Source organism: Flavobacterium sp. 90, from assembly GCF_004339525.1.
Classification (GTDB): Bacteria; Bacteroidota; Bacteroidia; order Flavobacteriales; family Flavobacteriaceae; genus Flavobacterium.
This window is the reverse complement of record NZ_SMGE01000001.1, coordinates 3,171,080-3,188,622: the sequence shown is the minus strand read 5'-3', so window position 1 is coordinate 3,188,622 and position 17,543 is coordinate 3,171,080. Positions and strand designations below refer to the sequence as shown.

General features: G+C 32.2%; 20 protein-coding genes. 15 read left to right on the top strand and 5 right to left on the bottom strand.

Annotated elements, in window-relative coordinates; genetic code table 11:
• The first annotated feature begins 11 nt into the window (after positions 1-11).
• From C8C83_RS13175 to C8C83_RS13145, 7 genes are all read left to right on the top strand, one after another.
• A complete protein-coding gene (locus tag C8C83_RS13175) occupies positions 12-521 on the top strand; it encodes a hypothetical protein (RefSeq protein WP_121328959.1) in 510 nt (169 codons plus the stop codon).
• Between the two features lie 3 nt (positions 522-524).
• A complete protein-coding gene (locus C8C83_RS13170) occupies positions 525-983 on the top strand; it encodes a GNAT family N-acetyltransferase (protein WP_121328958.1) in 459 nt (152 codons plus the stop codon).
• An 18-nt stretch (positions 984-1,001) separates the two neighbouring features.
• A complete protein-coding gene (locus C8C83_RS13165; protein ID WP_121328957.1) occupies positions 1,002-1,616 on the top strand; it encodes an FMN-binding negative transcriptional regulator in 615 nt (204 codons plus the stop codon).
• An 83-nt stretch (positions 1,617-1,699) separates the two neighbouring features.
• A complete protein-coding gene (locus C8C83_RS13160) occupies positions 1,700-2,806 on the top strand; it encodes a glycosyltransferase (protein WP_121328956.1) in 1,107 nt (368 codons plus the stop codon).
• Positions 2,797-3,348 carry a sigma-70 family RNA polymerase sigma factor gene (locus C8C83_RS13155; protein ID WP_121328955.1) on the top strand — a complete coding sequence of 184 codons (552 nt, stop codon included), beginning with the start codon at positions 2,797-2,799 and terminating at the stop codon, positions 3,346-3,348. Before C8C83_RS13160 ends, C8C83_RS13155 begins: the two co-directional genes overlap by 10 nt.
• Positions 3,349-3,503: 155 nt before the next feature.
• Positions 3,504-4,331, top strand: coding sequence for an energy transducer TonB (locus C8C83_RS13150; RefSeq protein WP_121328954.1), 828 nt, complete (start codon positions 3,504-3,506; stop codon positions 4,329-4,331).
• 216 nt (positions 4,332-4,547) lie between these two features.
• Complete coding sequence (locus C8C83_RS13145; RefSeq protein ID WP_121328953.1) at positions 4,548-4,928, top strand: PH domain-containing protein; 381 nt, start codon at positions 4,548-4,550, stop codon at positions 4,926-4,928.
• Between the two features lie 67 nt (positions 4,929-4,995).
• Here C8C83_RS13145 and C8C83_RS13140 read toward each other — a convergent pair whose 3' ends face one another.
• The gene (locus C8C83_RS13140; protein WP_121328952.1) at positions 4,996-5,862 is read right to left on the bottom strand and encodes a M48 family metalloprotease; all 867 of its coding nucleotides are present in this window, start codon (positions 5,860-5,862) and stop codon (positions 4,996-4,998) included.
• 329 nt (positions 5,863-6,191) lie between these two features.
• Between C8C83_RS13140 and lipA the strand changes: the two genes are divergently transcribed.
• The 3 genes from lipA to C8C83_RS13125 all read left to right on the top strand — a co-directional run bounded on the left by lipA (position 6,192) and on the right by C8C83_RS13125 (position 10,329).
• Complete coding sequence (lipA, locus tag C8C83_RS13135) at positions 6,192-7,058, top strand: lipoyl synthase (protein WP_095382922.1); 867 nt, start codon at positions 6,192-6,194, stop codon at positions 7,056-7,058.
• A 74-nt stretch (positions 7,059-7,132) separates the two neighbouring features.
• Positions 7,133-8,131, top strand: a complete 999-nt coding sequence (gene gap, locus C8C83_RS13130; RefSeq protein WP_121328951.1) for a type I glyceraldehyde-3-phosphate dehydrogenase — start codon at positions 7,133-7,135, stop codon at positions 8,129-8,131.
• Between the two features lie 26 nt (positions 8,132-8,157).
• Positions 8,158-10,329 carry an ATP-binding protein gene (locus C8C83_RS13125; RefSeq protein ID WP_121328950.1) on the top strand — a complete coding sequence of 724 codons (2,172 nt, stop codon included), beginning with the start codon at positions 8,158-8,160 and terminating at the stop codon, positions 10,327-10,329.
• Positions 10,330-10,390: 61 nt separating this feature from the next.
• Here the strand turns inward: C8C83_RS13125 and lpxK are convergent, their stop codons facing one another.
• The 3 genes from lpxK to C8C83_RS13110 are packed head-to-tail and all read right to left on the bottom strand — an operon-like array spanning position 10,391 to position 11,914.
• Positions 10,391-11,398: a tetraacyldisaccharide 4'-kinase gene (gene lpxK, locus C8C83_RS13120; protein ID WP_121328949.1), complete on the bottom strand. Its 1,008-nt coding sequence runs from the start codon at positions 11,396-11,398 to the stop codon at positions 10,391-10,393.
• 4 nt (positions 11,399-11,402) lie between these two features.
• The gene (locus tag C8C83_RS13115; RefSeq protein ID WP_121328948.1) at positions 11,403-11,684 is read right to left on the bottom strand and encodes a Txe/YoeB family addiction module toxin; all 282 of its coding nucleotides are present in this window, start codon (positions 11,682-11,684) and stop codon (positions 11,403-11,405) included.
• Positions 11,666-11,914 (bottom strand): DUF2683 family protein, encoded by a 249-nt coding sequence (locus C8C83_RS13110; protein ID WP_121328947.1) that lies wholly within the window; start codon positions 11,912-11,914, stop codon positions 11,666-11,668. The genes C8C83_RS13115 and C8C83_RS13110 overlap by 19 nt, the downstream gene beginning before the upstream one ends.
• A 208-nt stretch (positions 11,915-12,122) precedes the next feature.
• Here C8C83_RS13110 and C8C83_RS13105 point away from each other — a divergent pair, with 208 nt between their 5' ends.
• From C8C83_RS13105 to C8C83_RS13095, 3 genes are all read left to right on the top strand, one after another.
• On the top strand, positions 12,123-13,217 hold the full coding sequence (locus C8C83_RS13105; protein ID WP_121328946.1) for a Nif3-like dinuclear metal center hexameric protein: 1,095 nt from the start codon (positions 12,123-12,125) through the stop codon (positions 13,215-13,217).
• Between the two features lie 3 nt (positions 13,218-13,220).
• Complete coding sequence (locus tag C8C83_RS13100; protein WP_099709429.1) at positions 13,221-14,000, top strand: C4-type zinc ribbon domain-containing protein; 780 nt, start codon at positions 13,221-13,223, stop codon at positions 13,998-14,000.
• A gap of 183 nt (positions 14,001-14,183) precedes the next feature.
• The gene (locus tag C8C83_RS13095; protein WP_121328945.1) at positions 14,184-15,035 is read left to right on the top strand and encodes an alpha/beta hydrolase; all 852 of its coding nucleotides are present in this window, start codon (positions 14,184-14,186) and stop codon (positions 15,033-15,035) included.
• A 138-nt stretch (positions 15,036-15,173) separates the two neighbouring features.
• Here C8C83_RS13095 and C8C83_RS13090 read toward each other — a convergent pair whose 3' ends face one another.
• Positions 15,174-15,854, bottom strand: a complete 681-nt coding sequence (locus tag C8C83_RS13090) for a winged helix-turn-helix domain-containing protein (RefSeq protein WP_121328944.1) — start codon at positions 15,852-15,854, stop codon at positions 15,174-15,176.
• A 73-nt stretch (positions 15,855-15,927) separates the two neighbouring features.
• Between C8C83_RS13090 and C8C83_RS13085 the strand changes: the two genes are divergently transcribed.
• Positions 15,928-17,076, top strand: a complete 1,149-nt coding sequence (locus tag C8C83_RS13085) for a cytochrome P450 (protein WP_158598153.1) — start codon at positions 15,928-15,930, stop codon at positions 17,074-17,076.
• A 16-nt stretch (positions 17,077-17,092) separates the two neighbouring features.
• Positions 17,093-17,437 (top strand): antibiotic biosynthesis monooxygenase, encoded by a 345-nt coding sequence (locus C8C83_RS13080; RefSeq protein ID WP_121328942.1) that lies wholly within the window; start codon positions 17,093-17,095, stop codon positions 17,435-17,437.
• Positions 17,438-17,543: the final 106 nt, after the last annotated feature.

Genomic DNA, 17,543 nt, shown 5'->3' with positions numbered 1-17,543 from the left:
TTAAGTTCTAAATGAAAAAGATTAATATACTCGTAATTGTAATACAATTGTTTGGAATGATTTTCCTCATTCATGGCATATTACAATTGCGATATTACAGCGTAGCAGAACAATATATTTGTGCCATAAAGTATCTTCAGGGACAAAAATCAGAATGTTGGAATGAGTTATTCCCGACCAAAGAAATTATACTTAATTTTTGGCCAAGTATCTATATTTGGATATTTCTTGGTTTGCTAATTGGAATTTTTGTAATTTCTTTCCTGAATTGGAAACATAAATTTTCGTCGTTAAATTCGATTATAGTTGCTATAGTAATGTACATTATTATAAGGCTTAAATCTTTCAGAAGAGGAGTTTTCTCTCGTTTATTTCACTCATTTACATCTGCGTTTTCTGATGACATTACTGTACAATTTATTGTTGGAGGAGTTCTTTTTACTTTAATGGGACTTGCAATTCTATGGCTCAGTGTTCATCCCAATTGGTTTAGCTCCCGAAAAGACTTAGTTTCAAATTAAAAGATGACTCAAATACCTTCTATAAAAACAGCAAATCCAAGTGATGAAAAAGTCGCTGCAATTATCGAAGAATTGTCCATAAATCTTTATCTTCGTTTTGGAAGTGACGGAAAAAATTCTTTTACAGATTGGCAATATAACAATCCCAAATTTGTCTTTGCTATTGCCGAACTTGAAAATGAGATTCTGGGTTGTGGCGCTATAAGACCAATTAGCGATACTATTGGCGAAGTAAAACGAATGTATTCAAAATTTCCGGGACAGAAGATTGGTCAAACCATTTTAGCTTTTTTAGAAGATAAAGCCAAAACAATTGGATATACGGATTTGATTCTGGAAACACGAGTAAAAAATCTGGAAGCAATTCAATTTTACCAAAAACAAGGATATAAAACAATTCCGAATTACGGAAAATATGCAGATCGACCAGAAGCTATTTGTCTTGGAAAATCTCTAAAATAAATTTCATTACCTGAAGCAATGTACACACCTAAAATATACAAAGACGAAGATCCGGAATCTATCAGAACTTTTTTGAAAGAAAATAGTTTCGGAATCCTGATCAATCAAACTCATGGAAAATTATGTGCAACACATATTCCAATCGAACTTGAAGTAAATGCTGATGGAAAAGAAATACTGCAAGGACATATTTCTAAACTTAATCCGCAAGCAGAAGGTTTTGCAGAAAACGATCAGGTTTTAGCAGTATTTACAGGAGCGCATATTTATATTTCTTCGTCTTGGTACGATCATGAAAATGTACCAACATGGAATTATATAGCCGTACATGTTTACGGACGAATTAAAATTGTTGACGAAGCAACTTCGATAGAACAGCTTAAAAAATTGGTCGATAAATACGAAGCCAATTCTGTAAATCCTGTTCGTGTTGAAGATTTATCAACAAAAACAATGCGTGAAGCCAGAGGAATCTTTGGTTTTGAAATTGAAATCGACGAGATTCAGGCCACCAAAAAACTATCTCAAAACAGAGACGATCATAATTATAAAAATATAATTTCGGAGTTAGAAAAAAGCGAAAACCCTCAGGCTATTGCTGTTGCAAAAGAAATGTCGAAATGCCGAAAGTAAATCGGCTTTAGCCATTGAAATCTAGGAATTCATAAGTACATTTGCACTCGCAAGATTCAGAAATTAAAAGACATTAAAATCAGATGCTTATAACTTTATTTTACTTCTTTATTGCTATTGTTGTTCTTCAAGTTTTCTATTATTTAGGAATTTTTGGAAAATTTGCTTTTGGGAAACCTCAAGAAATTACATCAAAAAATCTACCGGTTTCAGTAATTGTATGTGCTAAAAATGAAGAAGAAAACGTTAAAAAATTCATTCCATTATTAGCGGAACAAGATTATCCTGATTTTGAAATTGTTTTAATTGACGATGCTTCAAGCGATGAAACGTTAGAAGTTTTTGAAGAATTCGAACAACAATACCCAAATATTCGCTTGGTTAAAGTACAAAATAACGAAGCCTTTTGGGGAAATAAAAAATACGCCCTGACATTAGGAATCAAAGCATCAAGAAAAGAATACTTATTGTTTACTGATGCTGATTGTTATCCAACTTCAAAAAACTGGATTACTGCAATGACTTCGCAATTTACAATGAACAAAACTATTGTTTTGGGTTATGGCGGTTATGAAAAAATAGAACGCTCTTTATTAAATAAAATAATCCGTTTTGAAACAATCTTAACAGCAGTGCAATATTTTTCGTGGGCAAAAATTGGACTTCCATATATGGGAGTTGGACGAAATCTTGCTTATAAAAAAGAAGAATTCTTTAATGTTAATGGTTTTATAGATCACATTCAGGTTCGTTCCGGCGATGATGATTTATTTATTAATCAGGCGGCAACCAAAGCAAATACTGCAATTTCTTATACTCCGGAAAGTTTCACCTATTCAAAACCAAAGGAAACTTATAAAGAATGGTTTACTCAAAAAAGAAGACATACTTCTACGGCTGAGTATTATAAGTTTTTTGATAAAATGCAATTGGGTTTATTTTTCAGCACACAATTATTATTCTTTATATTAGTTATTGTTTTATTGGCTTTCCAATTTCAATGGATTGCCGTATTGGCTATTCTGGCAACACGTTACACCGTTGTTTGGACAGTAATTGGATTTTCTGCGGGGAAATTAAAAGAAAATGATCTTAAAATTTGGTTTCCTATTGTAGAAATCGTGCTTATATTCACGCAAATTAATATCTTTATAACTAATATCTTTTCAAAACCTGTACATTGGAAATAAATTCTAAAATAGAAAAAGCTAAAAAAGGTGACCAGATCGCCTTTACTTTTTTATTAGATTATTACTGGAATGAAGTATATGGCTTCATGCTAAAACGTACCGAAAACGAAACTACTGCTGAAGATATTACCATTGAGACTTTCTCAAAAGCTTTTGACAAAATAGCCAGTTACAATTCTGAATTTCAATTCAATACCTGGTTAATTGCCATTGCAAAAAATGTCTATATAGATTTACTTCGAAAAAAGAAAACCAATCTTTTTATAGAAATCACTGACGCCGACGATCAGCAGGCTTATAATATTGCTGACCCTACTCCATCTGCTGAAGATGCTTTAATTAAAGAGCAAAACCTCTCCCGATTGCTTCTTTGCATCAAAGAATTAAAACCCCACTATCAGGAAGCAATCCAGTTACGTTACTTTCAGGAAATGACTTATCAGGAAATCGCTGTCAAGATTGACGAGCCTCTGAGCAACGTAAAAGTAAAATTACTTCGTGCCAAAAAATTATTAGCAGAAATCATTGAACGTAATAGATAATTTATTATCTTTAGGTAAAGAATAAAATATAATCGCATTTATTCTTAAAAAAATAAATTATTCATATACTAAAATAACAATCCCTGCGTTGTTAGCTAAAACCAAAACCCAATTGCTTATGATTTAAAGTTACTTAACCTTAAAATCCAAAAATCATGTCTAAATCAAACATCTACGAAACCACTTGGACTGACCTAGTTTTCGAAAACAAAAACAAAGAGTACGGCGCGTATCAATTACGTCAGGAAAATTCTAAAACTACCATTACAGCACTATTTGCAGGATTGCTATTATTGGCAAGCATTGGAACTGGTTCGATGTTGATTAATAAATTTAGAGGCGGGACTGTAGTAGATACACCAACTATTCCTGACACTCCAACGCATACAACAAAAGTTGACATTCACGACAACGTAGTGAAGCCGGAAGCGCCAAAACCAGTTGCGCCTCCAAAACAAACTGTACCAACTCCTGAAGTAGTTCAGTTAACACATCCTGTTGTTGCTGCACCAACTGAGGTTATACCGGAAATTGCAACTAATAAACAAAACGGTCCTGCTGTTGACAATGCTGCGCCAGGAAATGGAACTCCTAGTGATAATGCATTACCTGGTGGTAACGGTCCAGAAACAGTAGTAACACCATCTGTGAGTCCAGAGGTTCCTGTAATTGCTGCCGCATTAGACAAATTGCCAGAGTTTCCTGGAGGAATTAATAAATTCTACACTTTCGTGGGAAATAATTTCAACAGACCTGAATTAGATGCAGAAAAAACATTAAAAGTGTATGTTTCTTTCGTAATTGAAAGAGATGGTTCAATGACTGACATCGAAGTAAAAAGAGATCCGGGTTACGGAATGGGTAGAGAAGCAATCAGAGTATTAAAATCATTAAAAACAAAATGGAGTCCGGGAATGCTAAACGGAAAAGCAGTGAGAACCGCTTACAATCTCCCAATAACGATAAAAACTGAACTAGAATAATAAACTTCAAAAGCAGAACTTAGGTTCTGCTTTTTTTTTTGCTTTTATAAATATATAAATTAAAACAAATCTTTTTTCTGTTTTATTCTTTATCGAAAATACTCGCTTTATATCTCTTAATCTCTTAATGGTAAAACAATCTTCTTTTTTTATTTTTAATTACTTTTACACCTCCTAAAAAGGAGAAAAAATTGTAATAAAATTAAAAACTAAAAAATGGGAATATTTTCTGCTATTCTTGGTAACGCCGGTTCAGTAAGCCAAGAAGATTTACTTAAAAAATACGGACAACTTTTAACTGATAACGAAGAAATCGAAATGGGTTTCAAATTAATCCGTGATACTTTTATCTTCACTAACAAAAGATTAATCTTAGTTGATGTACAAGGAATAACTGGAAGCAAAACAGAATATAAATCAATTGCATACAAAAGCATTACAAGATTCAGTGTAGAAACTGCAGGAACTTTTGATCTTGATGCCGAATTAAAAATCTGGGTTGCAAGTGAATTACAACCAAGTATCGTAAAACAATTCAACAAATCTGTAAATGTTTATGATGTGCAAAAAGTATTAGCATTTCACGTTTTAGGTTAATCTTAAAAATAAAAAACCCGACAAATTTCTGAAACTTGTCGGGTTTTATTTTTCTAATTAGAAATTATTATTTCTTTTTAGTTGTTTTTTTCGTCGTAGCTTTTTTAGTTGTTGTTTTTGCCGGTGCTGTATTTACAATTTTTTGTTGCACATAAGGCTTATACAAACCGTCTTTTTCAGCACGTTTTTTAGCATCTTCAGCTCTTTGTTTAGAATCTGGGTGAGAACTCATCATCTGATCAATAAATGAAGCTTCAGTTCCTTCGCTCATTTTAGCAAGAATTCTAAAAGCAGATTCTTCGGCATTTACATTATAACCATTCTTTTTCATAAAGTTATAAGAAAACAAATCGGCTTCAGCTTCTTGTTTACGGCTAAATTTACTATCAATAATCGCACTTCCAATTTTTCCTAACTGGCTATCTGTAACACTTGCAACTGTTGCTGATTGAGAAGCTGCAGCATCCATTAAAGCTTCTTTTTTGTAAGCCGCTTTTATAGCATCTTGAGAATCATGATTTGCAACGTGACCAATTTCGTGACCAATTACCGCAAGCAATTCATTATCATCCATGATATCCATTAAACCTGTATATACACGAACACTTCCGTCTGCAGTTGCAAAAGCGTTTACTTCTTTTAACTTATAAACTTTGTAGTTTAGTGTATAACCTTCACCAGCAGTATATTTTCCAAAAACTCTATTCAATCTTAAAGTATAAGGATCAGTTGCACTTGCAACATCATGCTCTGTATCCATTTTATCAACTGCTGCTTTAGATAACGCAGCTGCATCAGCATTACTAAATGTAAAACCTGAAATTCCTTTTTGAACGGCTCCTATAGCTTTATCTCCAAAATTAATTTGCGCATTCATTCTAGTGAAACCAAATGTGGCAAATAAAACTCCAAATACAATAATTTTCTTTTTCATGTTTTTTATTATTACAATTTAACAACAAATGTAGTACAACATCAATGCCTTTTTATTTCAATAAAGATTATTTTTTTAACAATTAAAGATATAAATTTTAAACGAGTAAAAATCAGACTTCTATCATTATTATTCGTCTTTCTTGAATTAACAGACAAAAAACAAGCTTTTAAACCAACATCATGATTTAAAAACAGAAATTTAACATTATGATAAAATTATTACTAAACAAGGTTTTATAAATACCAAATAGATCAATACCAAATTAAATCTTAAACGAATCTCCAAATAAACTACATTGCTTATCTTTGTACTTTGAATTTTGATATATGGAAACAGTCATTGAAAATATACCAACTGGAAAACCTAAATGGTTAAAAGTAAAACTTCCAATTGGACAAAAATATACTGAACTACGTGGTTTGGTTGATAAATATAGCTTAAATACTATTTGTACCTCAGGAAGTTGTCCTAATATGGGCGAATGTTGGGGTGAAGGAACAGCAACTTTCATGATTTTAGGAAATGTTTGTACGCGTTCTTGCGGATTTTGCGGCGTAAAAACCGGAAGACCTGAAACAGTAGATTGGGATGAACCGGAAAAAGTAGCACGTTCTATAAAAATCATGAACATCAAACACGCTGTAATTACTAGTGTTGACAGAGATGATTTGAAAGATGGTGGTTCTATTATCTGGATTGAAACTGTAAAAGCAATTCGTAGAATGAACCCAAATACTACTCTTGAAACTTTAATTCCTGATTTTCAAGGAATCGAAAGAAATCTTGATCGAATTGTAGAAGCAAATCCTGAAGTAGTTTCTCATAATGTTGAAACCGTTCGTCGTTTAACTCGTGAAGTTCGTATTCAGGCAAAATATGATCGTAGTCTGGAAGTTTTACGTTATTTGAAAGAAAAAGGAATCAACAGAACCAAATCCGGAATTATGCTTGGATTAGGTGAAACTGAAGAGGAAGTTTTTCAGACAATGACAGATTTACGCAATGCAAATGTTGATGTTGTTACTATTGGCCAATACCTACAGCCAAGTAAAAAACATTTACCTGTTAAAGAATTTATCACACCCGAACAATTTGCTAAGTATGAAAAATTTGGTCTTGAATTAGGTTTCCGTCATGTCGAAAGCGGGCCTTTAGTTCGTTCCTCATACAAAGCACAAAAACATATTTTATAAAAAGTTTAATCGTTCATTCGTTTATTCGGTAAATCGATTAGACGAATAAACGATTTACCGAATAAACAAAAAAATTGAAAACTAGAATTGCTATCAACGGTTTTGGAAGAATTGGAAGAAATTTGTTCCGTCTTCTTTTAAACCATCCCCAAATAGAAGTCGTTGCAATTAATGATATTGCAGATAACAGAACCATGTCGCATTTGATAAAATACGACAGTATTCACGGAGTTTTACCTTATAAAGTTAGTCATGATGACGAAGGTATTATTGTTGACGAAAAACATTATTTATTCTTTCATGAAAAAAGCATTTCTAATTTAGACTGGAAAAGCCACAATATTGATTTTGTGATTGAGTCTACCGGAAAATACAAAACTCATGAAGAACTTAATGCTCATATTGAAGCCGGAGCAAAAAAAGTAATTCTTTCAGCTCCATCAGAAGTTGACACTATAAAAACGGTAGTTCTTGGTGTAAATGAAAATATCCTGGACGGAACTGAAAATATTGTTTCGAATGCAAGCTGTACGACAAATAATGCCGCTCCAATGATAAAAATCATTGATGATTTATGCGGAATTGAGCAAGCTTACATCACAACAATACATTCCTACACAACAGACCAAAGTCTTCACGACCAACCACATAAGGACTTGCGACGTGCAAGAGGTGCGAGTCAGTCGATTGTTCCAACAACTACGGGTGCAGCTAAGGCATTAACGAAAATTTTTCCTAAATTGCATCATAAAATCGGAGGTTGTGGAATTCGTGTTCCTGTTCCGGATGGTTCCCTGACAGACATAACATTTAATGTAAAACGCGCTGTTACGATTGAAGAAATTAATAACGCATTTGAAAAAGCCTCAAAAACAAATTTAAAAGGAATATTAGATTACACAGAAGATCCAATCGTTTCTGTTGATGTAATTGGCAACACACATTCGTGCTTATTTGACGCGCAACTAACATCTGTCATTGACAAAATGGTAAAAGTTGTAGGTTGGTACGATAACGAAATTGGCTATTCATCAAGATTAATAGATTTGATTTTACTAATAAAGAAAACGTAGAATTCATTGTAAAAGCATTGCCATACATGAAATATCATCTTTTTATTCTTGTTTGTTTTTTTAATTCATTTTTGTATTCTCAAATTAAAAAGAGTACAGATAGCATTTCCTATTACAACAAACTAGCAAACAAGAATCTTAACCAAAAAGAGTATAATCAGGCAGTCTTTTACACTAAAAAATCAATCGATTTTTGCGAAACCAATCATAAAGTAGAGAATCTGGCGAACCAGACTTTTAAGCTTGGAAAAATCTATTACAATCAAAAAAAATACGAAGAAGCACTAAAAAACTTCCACAAAAGCCTTTCTTACTTTGATGTTGTAAATCCAACTTGCACTAAAGTATTAGGACTTCATTACATTGGCCTGACCAATACCGCAAAAGGCGATTACAAAACAGCTGATATTTATTATAAAAAAGCCGACGATCTTTTAAAACAGCTAAATATTACAGACCATGCTGAGCTTTTAAGTTATCAGAAAGCAATGGCACTAAAAACAAGTAAAAATCTACCTTTAGCTGCAAAATCTTTTCAAAAAATAATCAAGAAACCGGATAATGCGTCTATTCTAAAAGCAAAAACTGACGCTTATTATCAACTTGGTCTAATCGAAACACAACTTAAACGAAACGATTCTGCTATAATTTATTTTGATCGCGCTTTAGATTATAATGCTAAAACCAATAATCTGGCTCAAAAATCTAAAATCATCTTAGGAATAAGCGAGTATTACAAACGAAATAAAAACTACGACCTTGCCTACTCTTATTTAGACGAACATTACCAAATAGAAAACTATCTTTTAAAACTAAAAAATGCAAAGATTGATCTTAATGAATTTGAAAAATTCAAAAAAAATCAATCTTTAAACAATACGCTTAAACGCGAAAGTGAAGAAAAAATTCAGCTGAAAACATATCGATACTCCAAACTTGTGAGTATTTTGGCAATTGCTCTTATTTCGATTTTATCCCTTTTAAGTTTAGCTTTATACAAAAACAATATTATTCGAAATCAGAATAATTTACTTTTGAGAGAGAAAAATAAAGAACTTATTCTCGCAAAAAACAAAGCTGAAAAAGCATCTAAAGCCAGATCAGAATTTCTTTCGACTGTAAGTCATGAACTGCGGACGCCTTTGAATGCAATTAACGGAATCACGCATTTATTACTCGAAGACAATCCTAAAAAAACACAATTAAAATATCTTGAGTCTTTAAAATTCTCCGGAAATTACCTCACTACTTTTATTAATGAAATTCTTGAAATCAACAAAATCGATTCGACTAAAGTTGAGATAGAAAACATTAGCTTCAACCTAAAAGAATTACTATTCAACATTCAGAGCTCTCTGAAAGAATTAGCAACAGCCAATAAAAATTATTTTAATCTGGAGATTGACAAAACAATTCCGGATAATTTAATTGGCGATCCAACAAAGCTATCCCAAATCATACTGAACTTAATAAACAATGCTTTAAAATTTACGCAAAACGGAAACGTAAATGTTATAGCCAAATTGTATGCGCAGGAAGATGAAATTGCTACCGTTTATTTTGAAATTGTAGACACCGGAATTGGTATTCCCGAAGACAAATTACAATCTGTTTTCGAAAGTTTCTCACAAGGATCAATTGAGGTTAATAGAAAATATGGCGGAACCGGATTGGGTCTTACCATTGTAAAAAAATTAATCGAGCTTTTGGGCGGAGAAATAAAACTAAAAAGTGAAGTTGGAAAAGGATCTACTTTTACATTCAAACTAAATTTTAAAATCAACAATGAACCATTGGAAGTAGTCGAAGAAGCTAAACCGTATAATGACAAGCAACTCAAACACAAATCGATTTTATTGATTGAAGACAACAAAATCAATCAAATGATTACTCGAAAAATGCTTGAAAACAAAGCGATTTGTTGCGAGATTCTCGATAATGGTGAAGACGCTGTAGAACTTCTGAAAGTCAAACGTTTCGACATGATTTTAATGGATGTTCATTTACCTGGAATAAATGGAACGACGGCTACACAACAAATCAGAGAATTTGATAAAACGACTCCTATTATTGCACTTACAGCAATTTCGCTTGACGAAAACAGAGACATGCTTCTATCTTTTGGAATGAATGATGTTATTACAAAACCATTTGTTCCAGATGAATTTTACAGCATTATCGCTAAGTTTTTTGATTAGTCTTTTTGAATTACTATCCCGAAGCTTCGGGACTAAGTCTCTAAGATTCTCAGTTTTAAGTTTACTTGACATACTCCAAAATTGTTGCGTCAAAATTTTGCTGATGTTTGATAAATGTACTTTTAATAGGCAAATAATACAATTGCGAAGCTAATTTAGAATCTTTTAAACGCACATAATCTTTTTCTGTTGTAATGATTCTTTTATTTTGAGCCTTAGATTGAACCAATTCTAAATCGGCATCAGAAAAATTATGATGATCCGGAAAAGTCAAACATTCATCTTTCTCATTTTTTAAATAATCAAAAAACGGAGTTGGTTTTGCTATTCCGGCAAGAAGTAATTTCGATTCGTCTTTAATTTCACTAACCGCTACTTTTTCATTTTCGCCATAAATAAAACTATCGTAATCTATAAAAGTAAAATAAATTTGTTGAGAACAAGTAAGTTTTAATTTCAAACGAATTTGAGCTTGTTCTTCATCAGATAAAGATTTTGGACATTTTGTTACAATTACAACATTAGCTCTGTTTGCTCCACTTCTGCTTTCACGCAAATTTCCAGTTGGAAGCATAAAATCATCGGCAAACAAATCACCGTAAGAAGTCAGTAAAATATAAAATCCTGCTTTTACCTTTCGATGTTGATAAGCATCATCCAATAAAATTACCTGAGGTTTTTCTTGTTGCGAAAGCAATTGCGTAATTCCGTTTGTTCGATCAGCATCAACTGCAACCTGAATATTTGGAAACTTTTGATAAAACTGAAACGGTTCATCTCCCAGAATTTCAGCATTTGAAGTTGCACTAGCCAAAACAAAACCTTCGGATTTACGTTTATAACCGCGGCTTAAAGTTGCCACTTTATATCGATCAGACAACAATCGGATTAAATATTCTATTTGAGGTGTTTTACCGGTTCCGCCAACACTCAGATTTCCAACAGCAATAACCGGAATATCAAATGAAGTCGATTTTAGAATTCCTTTATCAAAAAGAAAATTCCTGATTGAAGTAATGAATCCGTATAAGATGGCAAACGGAAAAAGTATTTTTCGAAGTAAGTTCATAAAGTTATTTATCAGAATAATGTCCCATCGCAGAAACTATAATAACAGTCACAATTTCTTCCTCTACCCGATAAATCATTCGATCTTTTTGATTAATTCTTCTAGACCAATATCCATTAAAATTATGTTTCAACTCCTCTGGCTGTCCTTCTCCTGAAAAAGGTGTTTCAATTAATTCCAAAAGTATTTTTTCAATCTTTTTTATAGTAGCTTTATTTCCTGATTTATAGTGATTTTTCAAATCTTTACGAGCAATATCGTCAAATTCTACAAAATACTTCCCCATATATCATCTGGATTTAATCTTGTGGTTTTTCCCTGTCTAATATTCTCTTCTGCTTTTTTAACCTTTTCAATAAATTCTGAACTATATATGCTTTGTTCCTCGTTAACTTGTCCATAAGCATCTGTTTCAATAATTTCAATTTCCTCAAAACCTTTAAAACTATCAAATATGGCAATAAAAGCTTTCCCTATCTTTGTGCGTTCGTTTATTTTTACGGTTAGCGTTTTCATGATTCTTGATTTAAACACAAAGATACAAAATTACTATTACGTGTAATACTTGTAATATTATAGTACTTATTTACATAAAACAATATCTATCAAATATTTTAAAGTTGATACCTTTATTCGTTAATTTGTTTGATGAATTTGTTTCAGATTTCAAGATTCACACAACAACCTGAAACCTGAAACAAATAAAACTTGAAACAACAAAATAATGAAAATCAAAAATATAATAGAAGTTCTCGAAGAAATGGCACCTTTGGCTTACGCCGAGGATTTTGACAATGTTGGACTTTTAGTCGGTGATGCTGAAACCGAAAGTACAGGAGTTTTAGTTTGTCACGATGCTTTAGAAAATGTAATTGAAGAAGCTATTGCTAAAAATTGCAATCTTGTGGTTTGCTTTCACCCTATTTTATTCTCGGGAATTAAAAAAATCACGGGTAAAAACTATGTTGAGCGTGCGATTTTAAAAGCTATCAAAAATGACATTGCTATTTATGCCGTTCATACCGCTTTGGATAATCATTCGGCTGGAGTTAATAAAATTTTCTGCGATGCTTTAGGATTAACGAATACTAAAGTTCTAATTCCGAAACAGAATTTCATTCAAAAATTAGTTACTTATACCGTTCCGGATAATTCAGAAAAAGTGCGTAATGCGATGTTTGAAGCCGGTGCAGGAACAATTGGAAATTATGATAACTGCAGTTTTAATACGGAAGGCTTTTTTACTTTTAAAGGAAATGAAGACAGTAATCCTGTAATTGGAGAAAAAGGAAAACTACATACCGGAACTGAAATAAAAATTGAAGTTGTTTTTGAAAAGCACTTACAATCTAAAATTCTAAAAGCTCTTTTTGCAAATCATATTTATGAAGAAGTCGCTTATGAAATTTATGATCTTCAAAATTCTCATCAAAATATTGGATTAGGAATGATTGGAGAATTTGAAACCGAAATGGATGAAAAAGAGTTTCTGCATTTCGTAAAAGACAAAATGATTGCCGATGGAATTCGCCATTCTGCCTTTACAGGAAAAAAAATTAAGAAAGTTGCCGTTTTGGGAGGTTCAGGAAGTTTTGCCATAAAAAATGCAATTCAGGCTGGAGCCGATGCTTTTTTGACTGCCGATTTAAAATACCATCAGTTTTATGAAGCTGAAAACCGACTACTTTTAGCCGATATTGGTCATTTTGAGAGCGAACGCTATACAAAAAACTATATTGTTGATTATCTTCGAAAAAAAATCCTTAATTTTGCAATCATTTTATCAGAAGAAAATACAAATCCAGTTAAGTACTTATAGAATATGGCGAATACGAAAGAATTAAGTGTTGAGGACAAGTTAAGAGCAATATACGATTTACAGCTTATTGACTCTAGAATTGACGAAATCAGAAACGTAAGAGGAGAACTTCCTTTAGAAGTGGAAGATCTAGAAGATGAAGTTGCAGGTTTAAGCACTCGTTCAGAGAAACTGAAAAGTGAACTTGAAGTGATTGAGGATCTTATCAAATCGAAGAAAAATGCGATTGATGAGCACAAAGAGGTTATCAAAAAATACACAAAACAACAAGAATCAGTTCGTAATAACAGAGAATTTAATTCTTTGACTAAAGAGGTTGAATTTCAAGAATTAGAAATTCAATTGGCTGAAAAGCAAATCAAAGAAATGAAAGCTTCTATCGAGCATAAAAAAGAAGTTATTTCTAACTTAAAAGAAAAACTTGATGCTAAAAGCTCTCATTTAAAACACAAAAAAAATGAATTAGATGCGATTATGGCAGAAACTCAAAAAGAAGAAATCTTCTTATCTGAGAAATCAGCTGAGTTTTCAGGTCAAATCGAAGAAAGATTATTAGCTGCTTATACTAGAATCAGAACTAGTGTTCGTAATGGTTTAGCTGTAGTATCTATCGAAAGAGGTGCTTCTGCAGGATCATTCTTCACTATTCCGCCACAAACTCAAGTTGAGATCGCTTCTAGAAAGAAGATCATCACTGATGAGCACTCTGGAAGAATTTTGGTTGACAGCGCATTAGCTGAAGAAGAAAAAGAAAAAATGGAACAATTGTTCTCTAAATTCTAAATATTTAAAATCCCGATTAAATCGGGATTTTTTTTGCTTAAAATTTTCCGCCACGAATTTCACGAATTAGCACAAATTAATTAGTGTGAATTCGTGAAATTCGTGGCGAAACTTTTCACTAATTTGTGAAAATCATTTTAATCTGTGGCAAAACATTTTTTACCTTTAGAAAAAATTTAAGTTTTGGGAATTAAAAAAGGAATTCGTTTCATTACAGTAAAATCAGTTGGACAATATATTAATTTCTTAAGTTATGTTCGTCCACAAAAAGCTGTCGAACTTTCATATGCTCTTTTTAGCCAACCCAGAATTGGCCGATTACAAAAAGAGAGTTTACCAAAAGTCCTGAAAAATACCGAAACAGAAACGTTTCATCATAACGAACATCATTTTCAGACGTATATCTGGAAAGGAAACGAAACCAAAATTCTACTGGTTCACGGATGGGAAAGTAATGCTTCGCGCTGGAAAAAAACCTTACCACATCTTCAAGAATCAGGAAGTACGATAATTGCTATTGATGCTCCGGCACACGGACAAAGCAGCGGAAAAGAATTTAATGTTCCGCTTTACGCTGAATTCATTAATAAAGCGGTCGAAAAATATCAGCCTACAATTATTATTGGTCACTCGATTGGTGGAGCGGCTTGCGTTTATCACCAATATTTATTCCCGAATACCAGCATTAACAAAATGGTTATTCTTGGAGCTCCATCAGAATTGAAAACTTTGATTAATAATTACATATCGATGTTGAGTTTAAATACGAAGATGTTTTCACTTTTAGAAAGTAAATTCATGAGTCGTTTCAACTTTAAACTGGAAGATTTCTCCGGACAAAGATTCGCTTCAGAATTTAATGTTGCGGGTTTAATTGCACATGATACTTCTGATAAGATTGTTGCTTTTGAAGAAGGAAAGAAAATTGCCAGTAATTGGAAAAACAGTCAGTTTATCGAAACCAAAGGTTTAGGCCACGGAATGCATGACGATGAATTGTATCAGAGAGTAATTGAGTTTTTGTTTTCGTCTTAAAGGTTCTGAGGTACTAAGTAGCTAAGGTTCTAAGTTTTTTCCTTAATAAATGGTAGTATTGTCATTTCTACCAAGGAGAAATGACAAGATTGCGTGAAATTTATTAATCTGAAGTCTAAAATCTGCAATCTAAAATTTTTAAACAACTACATTAAAATATTTCAACAATTCCTTCTCGCCTTTTCCTGTGATGATTATCGCTCTTGAATCTTTTGTTCTTCTGAGCCAATCTTCATTTATCATTTTATTGAACAAAAGTGAACCTATCGAACCAGCAATATGATTTTTTCTTTCGCTCCAATCCAGGCAAGGTTTTAAGAATATTCGTTTTTGCTTTTGAGCTTCTTCTATATTAATTCCAAAATCAGAAAACCATTTTTCTCCATTAGGACTGATTTCAAAATTACTTTTATTTTCTATTAATATCTTTTGATTTAGCAAACTATCCGTTACAGCAACACCTATCTTTCCTGCTAAATGATCGTAGCAAGTTCTGCAATATTTTATTGGAGGATAACTTTCGGTTTCTTTTTTGGATTGAATTGCTGGTTTTGGAATAAGATTCGCCATTGCTTCAATAACGTACGCAACTTCTTTATTCGAGAATTTGTAATATTTATGGCGCCCTTGTTTTTCAACGCTAAGTAAATTGGCATCTAGAAGTTTACCCAAATGCATACTCATATTTTGTGGAGACGTATTTACTGCAATTGACAATTCTGTTGCTGTAAATGCTCTTCCGTCGAGCAATGTCCACATAATTGCTGCACGAGTTGGATCACCAATTAAAGTTGCTGTTTTTATAAATTGATCTTCCATTTGGTTTTTTATAGTTAAGTACAGAATGAAGTATCTCTTTGTAAAGTTAAATAACTTTGCAAAAAAAATAAACATGAACTCTTCTTTATTCTTGCAATCTGATGTTTCTGATCCTTATTTATTATATGAAAATATGCGGAATAAAAATGCCGTTTATTGGGATGAATCAAATAAAATATGGGCAATATATTCTCATAAACATTGTGTTGAAGTTTTAAAAAATCCTAAAGCCCAAATTCCGACTATAAATCCTGATAACATTCAGAATCTAAACGAATATGCTTTAGATATTTTGAATAATCTGACTCGATTATCAAATGGAATTCAACATGAAATTGGAAGAGAAATTTCGATAATGCTTTTTTCAAAAATGAAATCTGTTGAAATAAGTTCGGTTACCACTGCATTAATTCAAAATGATTTAATCGAAAACAAAATAGATTGGGTCAATTCTGTATCCAAAAAACTGCCGATACTAATTCTTCTGAAAAGCTTTAATTTTAATGGCAGCGATTCTAATTTTATTTCTAAAAATATAGAAACCATAGTTAAAATAATGCTTCCAAAGAAAACTGATGAAGAAGTAAATGCTATTAATGAAATTTCAGAGGACTTGTTTTTAAGAATTGAGAAACATTTATCCGTTCTTGTTCTTGAATCATCATTGTTTTCCATCGGCGAAAAGCATAAAATTTCATCTGATGAGATTATAAAAATAGCCCTGAGTAATTTAATCGGATTATTTATTCAGAGTTATGATGCCGGACGCGGAATTTTGAGTAATTCGTTGTTACAAATCATTCACAATAAGACTTTTTCGGATAAAACTGCAATAGAAAAATCAGTTATAGAAACAGTTCGGTTTGATCCATCAATTCACAACACAAGAAGAGTTGCAACTGAAGATTTTCATATCGGCGAAAGCCTTATTAAAAAAAATGATTTGATTTTAATTGTTCTGGCTTCGGCAAACCGCGATTCTGAAAAGTTTAAAAATCCGGCTATTTTTGATATTGAAAGAAATAACAATATCGAAAATCTAACTTTCGGAATTGGCGGTCATATGTGTCTGGCTAAATATTTCTCGATTCAATTGGCAACTGAAGCTTTATGGTTTTTATTTGATAAATATAAAACAATTACAATTTTAGAAAACAACATTCAATACGAACCAATGATTAATGCCAGATTACCTAAAAACATTTGGCTTTCTATTCAATAATTAAAAAACAAAAAATATGATAGCAGTAATTTTTGAAGTAATTCCTAACGAAGGGAAAAAAGAAGAATATCTTGAAATAGCAGCAAATCTTCGCCCTGAATTAGATCATATCGATGGATTTATATCTATTGAGAGATTTCAAAGCTTTAACAATCCGGAAAAGGTTTTGTCGTTATCTTTTTGGCGAGATGAAAAAAGTATTCAGCAATGGAGAAATCTCGAAATGCATCGTCATGCGCAAGCAAAAGGAAGAAATGAAGTTTTTAAAGATTATCATTTAAGAATTGCAACCGTAGTTCGCGATTACGGAATGTTTGATCGCAAAGAAACGCCGGAAGATAGTTCTTCATATCATGAGTAAAGGTTCGAAGTTTCACAGGTTCATAGGGACAAAGGCTTTTTTTTTAAGTCACTAAGGTTCTGAGATACTAAGTTTCTAAGTTTTTTTTAGTGAATAAAGTAATTAC

Excerpts from the sequence above, each read along its gene's own strand:
- C8C83_RS13175 (WP_121328959.1), top strand. The coding sequence starts at position 12 with ATGAAAAAGATTAATATACTCGTAATTGTAATACAATTGTTTGGAATG.
- C8C83_RS13170 (WP_121328958.1), top strand. The coding sequence starts at position 525 with ATGACTCAAATACCTTCTATAAAAACAGCAAATCCAAGTGATGAAAAA.
- C8C83_RS13165 (WP_121328957.1), top strand. The coding sequence starts at position 1,002 with ATGTACACACCTAAAATATACAAAGACGAAGATCCGGAATCTATCAGA.
- C8C83_RS13160 (WP_121328956.1), top strand. The coding sequence starts at position 1,700 with ATGCTTATAACTTTATTTTACTTCTTTATTGCTATTGTTGTTCTTCAA.
- C8C83_RS13150 (WP_121328954.1), top strand. The coding sequence starts at position 3,504 with ATGTCTAAATCAAACATCTACGAAACCACTTGGACTGACCTAGTTTTC.
- C8C83_RS13145 (WP_121328953.1), top strand. The coding sequence starts at position 4,548 with ATGGGAATATTTTCTGCTATTCTTGGTAACGCCGGTTCAGTAAGCCAA.
- C8C83_RS13140 (WP_121328952.1), bottom strand. The coding sequence starts at position 5,862 with ATGAAAAAGAAAATTATTGTATTTGGAGTTTTATTTGCCACATTTGGT.
- lipA (WP_095382922.1), top strand. The coding sequence starts at position 6,192 with ATGGAAACAGTCATTGAAAATATACCAACTGGAAAACCTAAATGGTTA.
- C8C83_RS13125 (WP_121328950.1), top strand. The coding sequence starts at position 8,158 with ATGAAATATCATCTTTTTATTCTTGTTTGTTTTTTTAATTCATTTTTG.
- lpxK (WP_121328949.1), bottom strand. The coding sequence starts at position 11,398 with ATGAACTTACTTCGAAAAATACTTTTTCCGTTTGCCATCTTATACGGA.
- C8C83_RS13115 (WP_121328948.1), bottom strand. The coding sequence starts at position 11,684 with ATGGGGAAGTATTTTGTAGAATTTGACGATATTGCTCGTAAAGATTTG.
- C8C83_RS13110 (WP_121328947.1), bottom strand. The coding sequence starts at position 11,914 with ATGAAAACGCTAACCGTAAAAATAAACGAACGCACAAAGATAGGGAAA.
- C8C83_RS13105 (WP_121328946.1), top strand. The coding sequence starts at position 12,123 with ATGAAAATCAAAAATATAATAGAAGTTCTCGAAGAAATGGCACCTTTG.
- C8C83_RS13100 (WP_099709429.1), top strand. The coding sequence starts at position 13,221 with ATGGCGAATACGAAAGAATTAAGTGTTGAGGACAAGTTAAGAGCAATA.
- C8C83_RS13090 (WP_121328944.1), bottom strand. The coding sequence starts at position 15,854 with ATGGAAGATCAATTTATAAAAACAGCAACTTTAATTGGTGATCCAACT.
- C8C83_RS13085 (WP_158598153.1), top strand. The coding sequence starts at position 15,928 with ATGAACTCTTCTTTATTCTTGCAATCTGATGTTTCTGATCCTTATTTA.
- C8C83_RS13080 (WP_121328942.1), top strand. The coding sequence starts at position 17,093 with ATGATAGCAGTAATTTTTGAAGTAATTCCTAACGAAGGGAAAAAAGAA.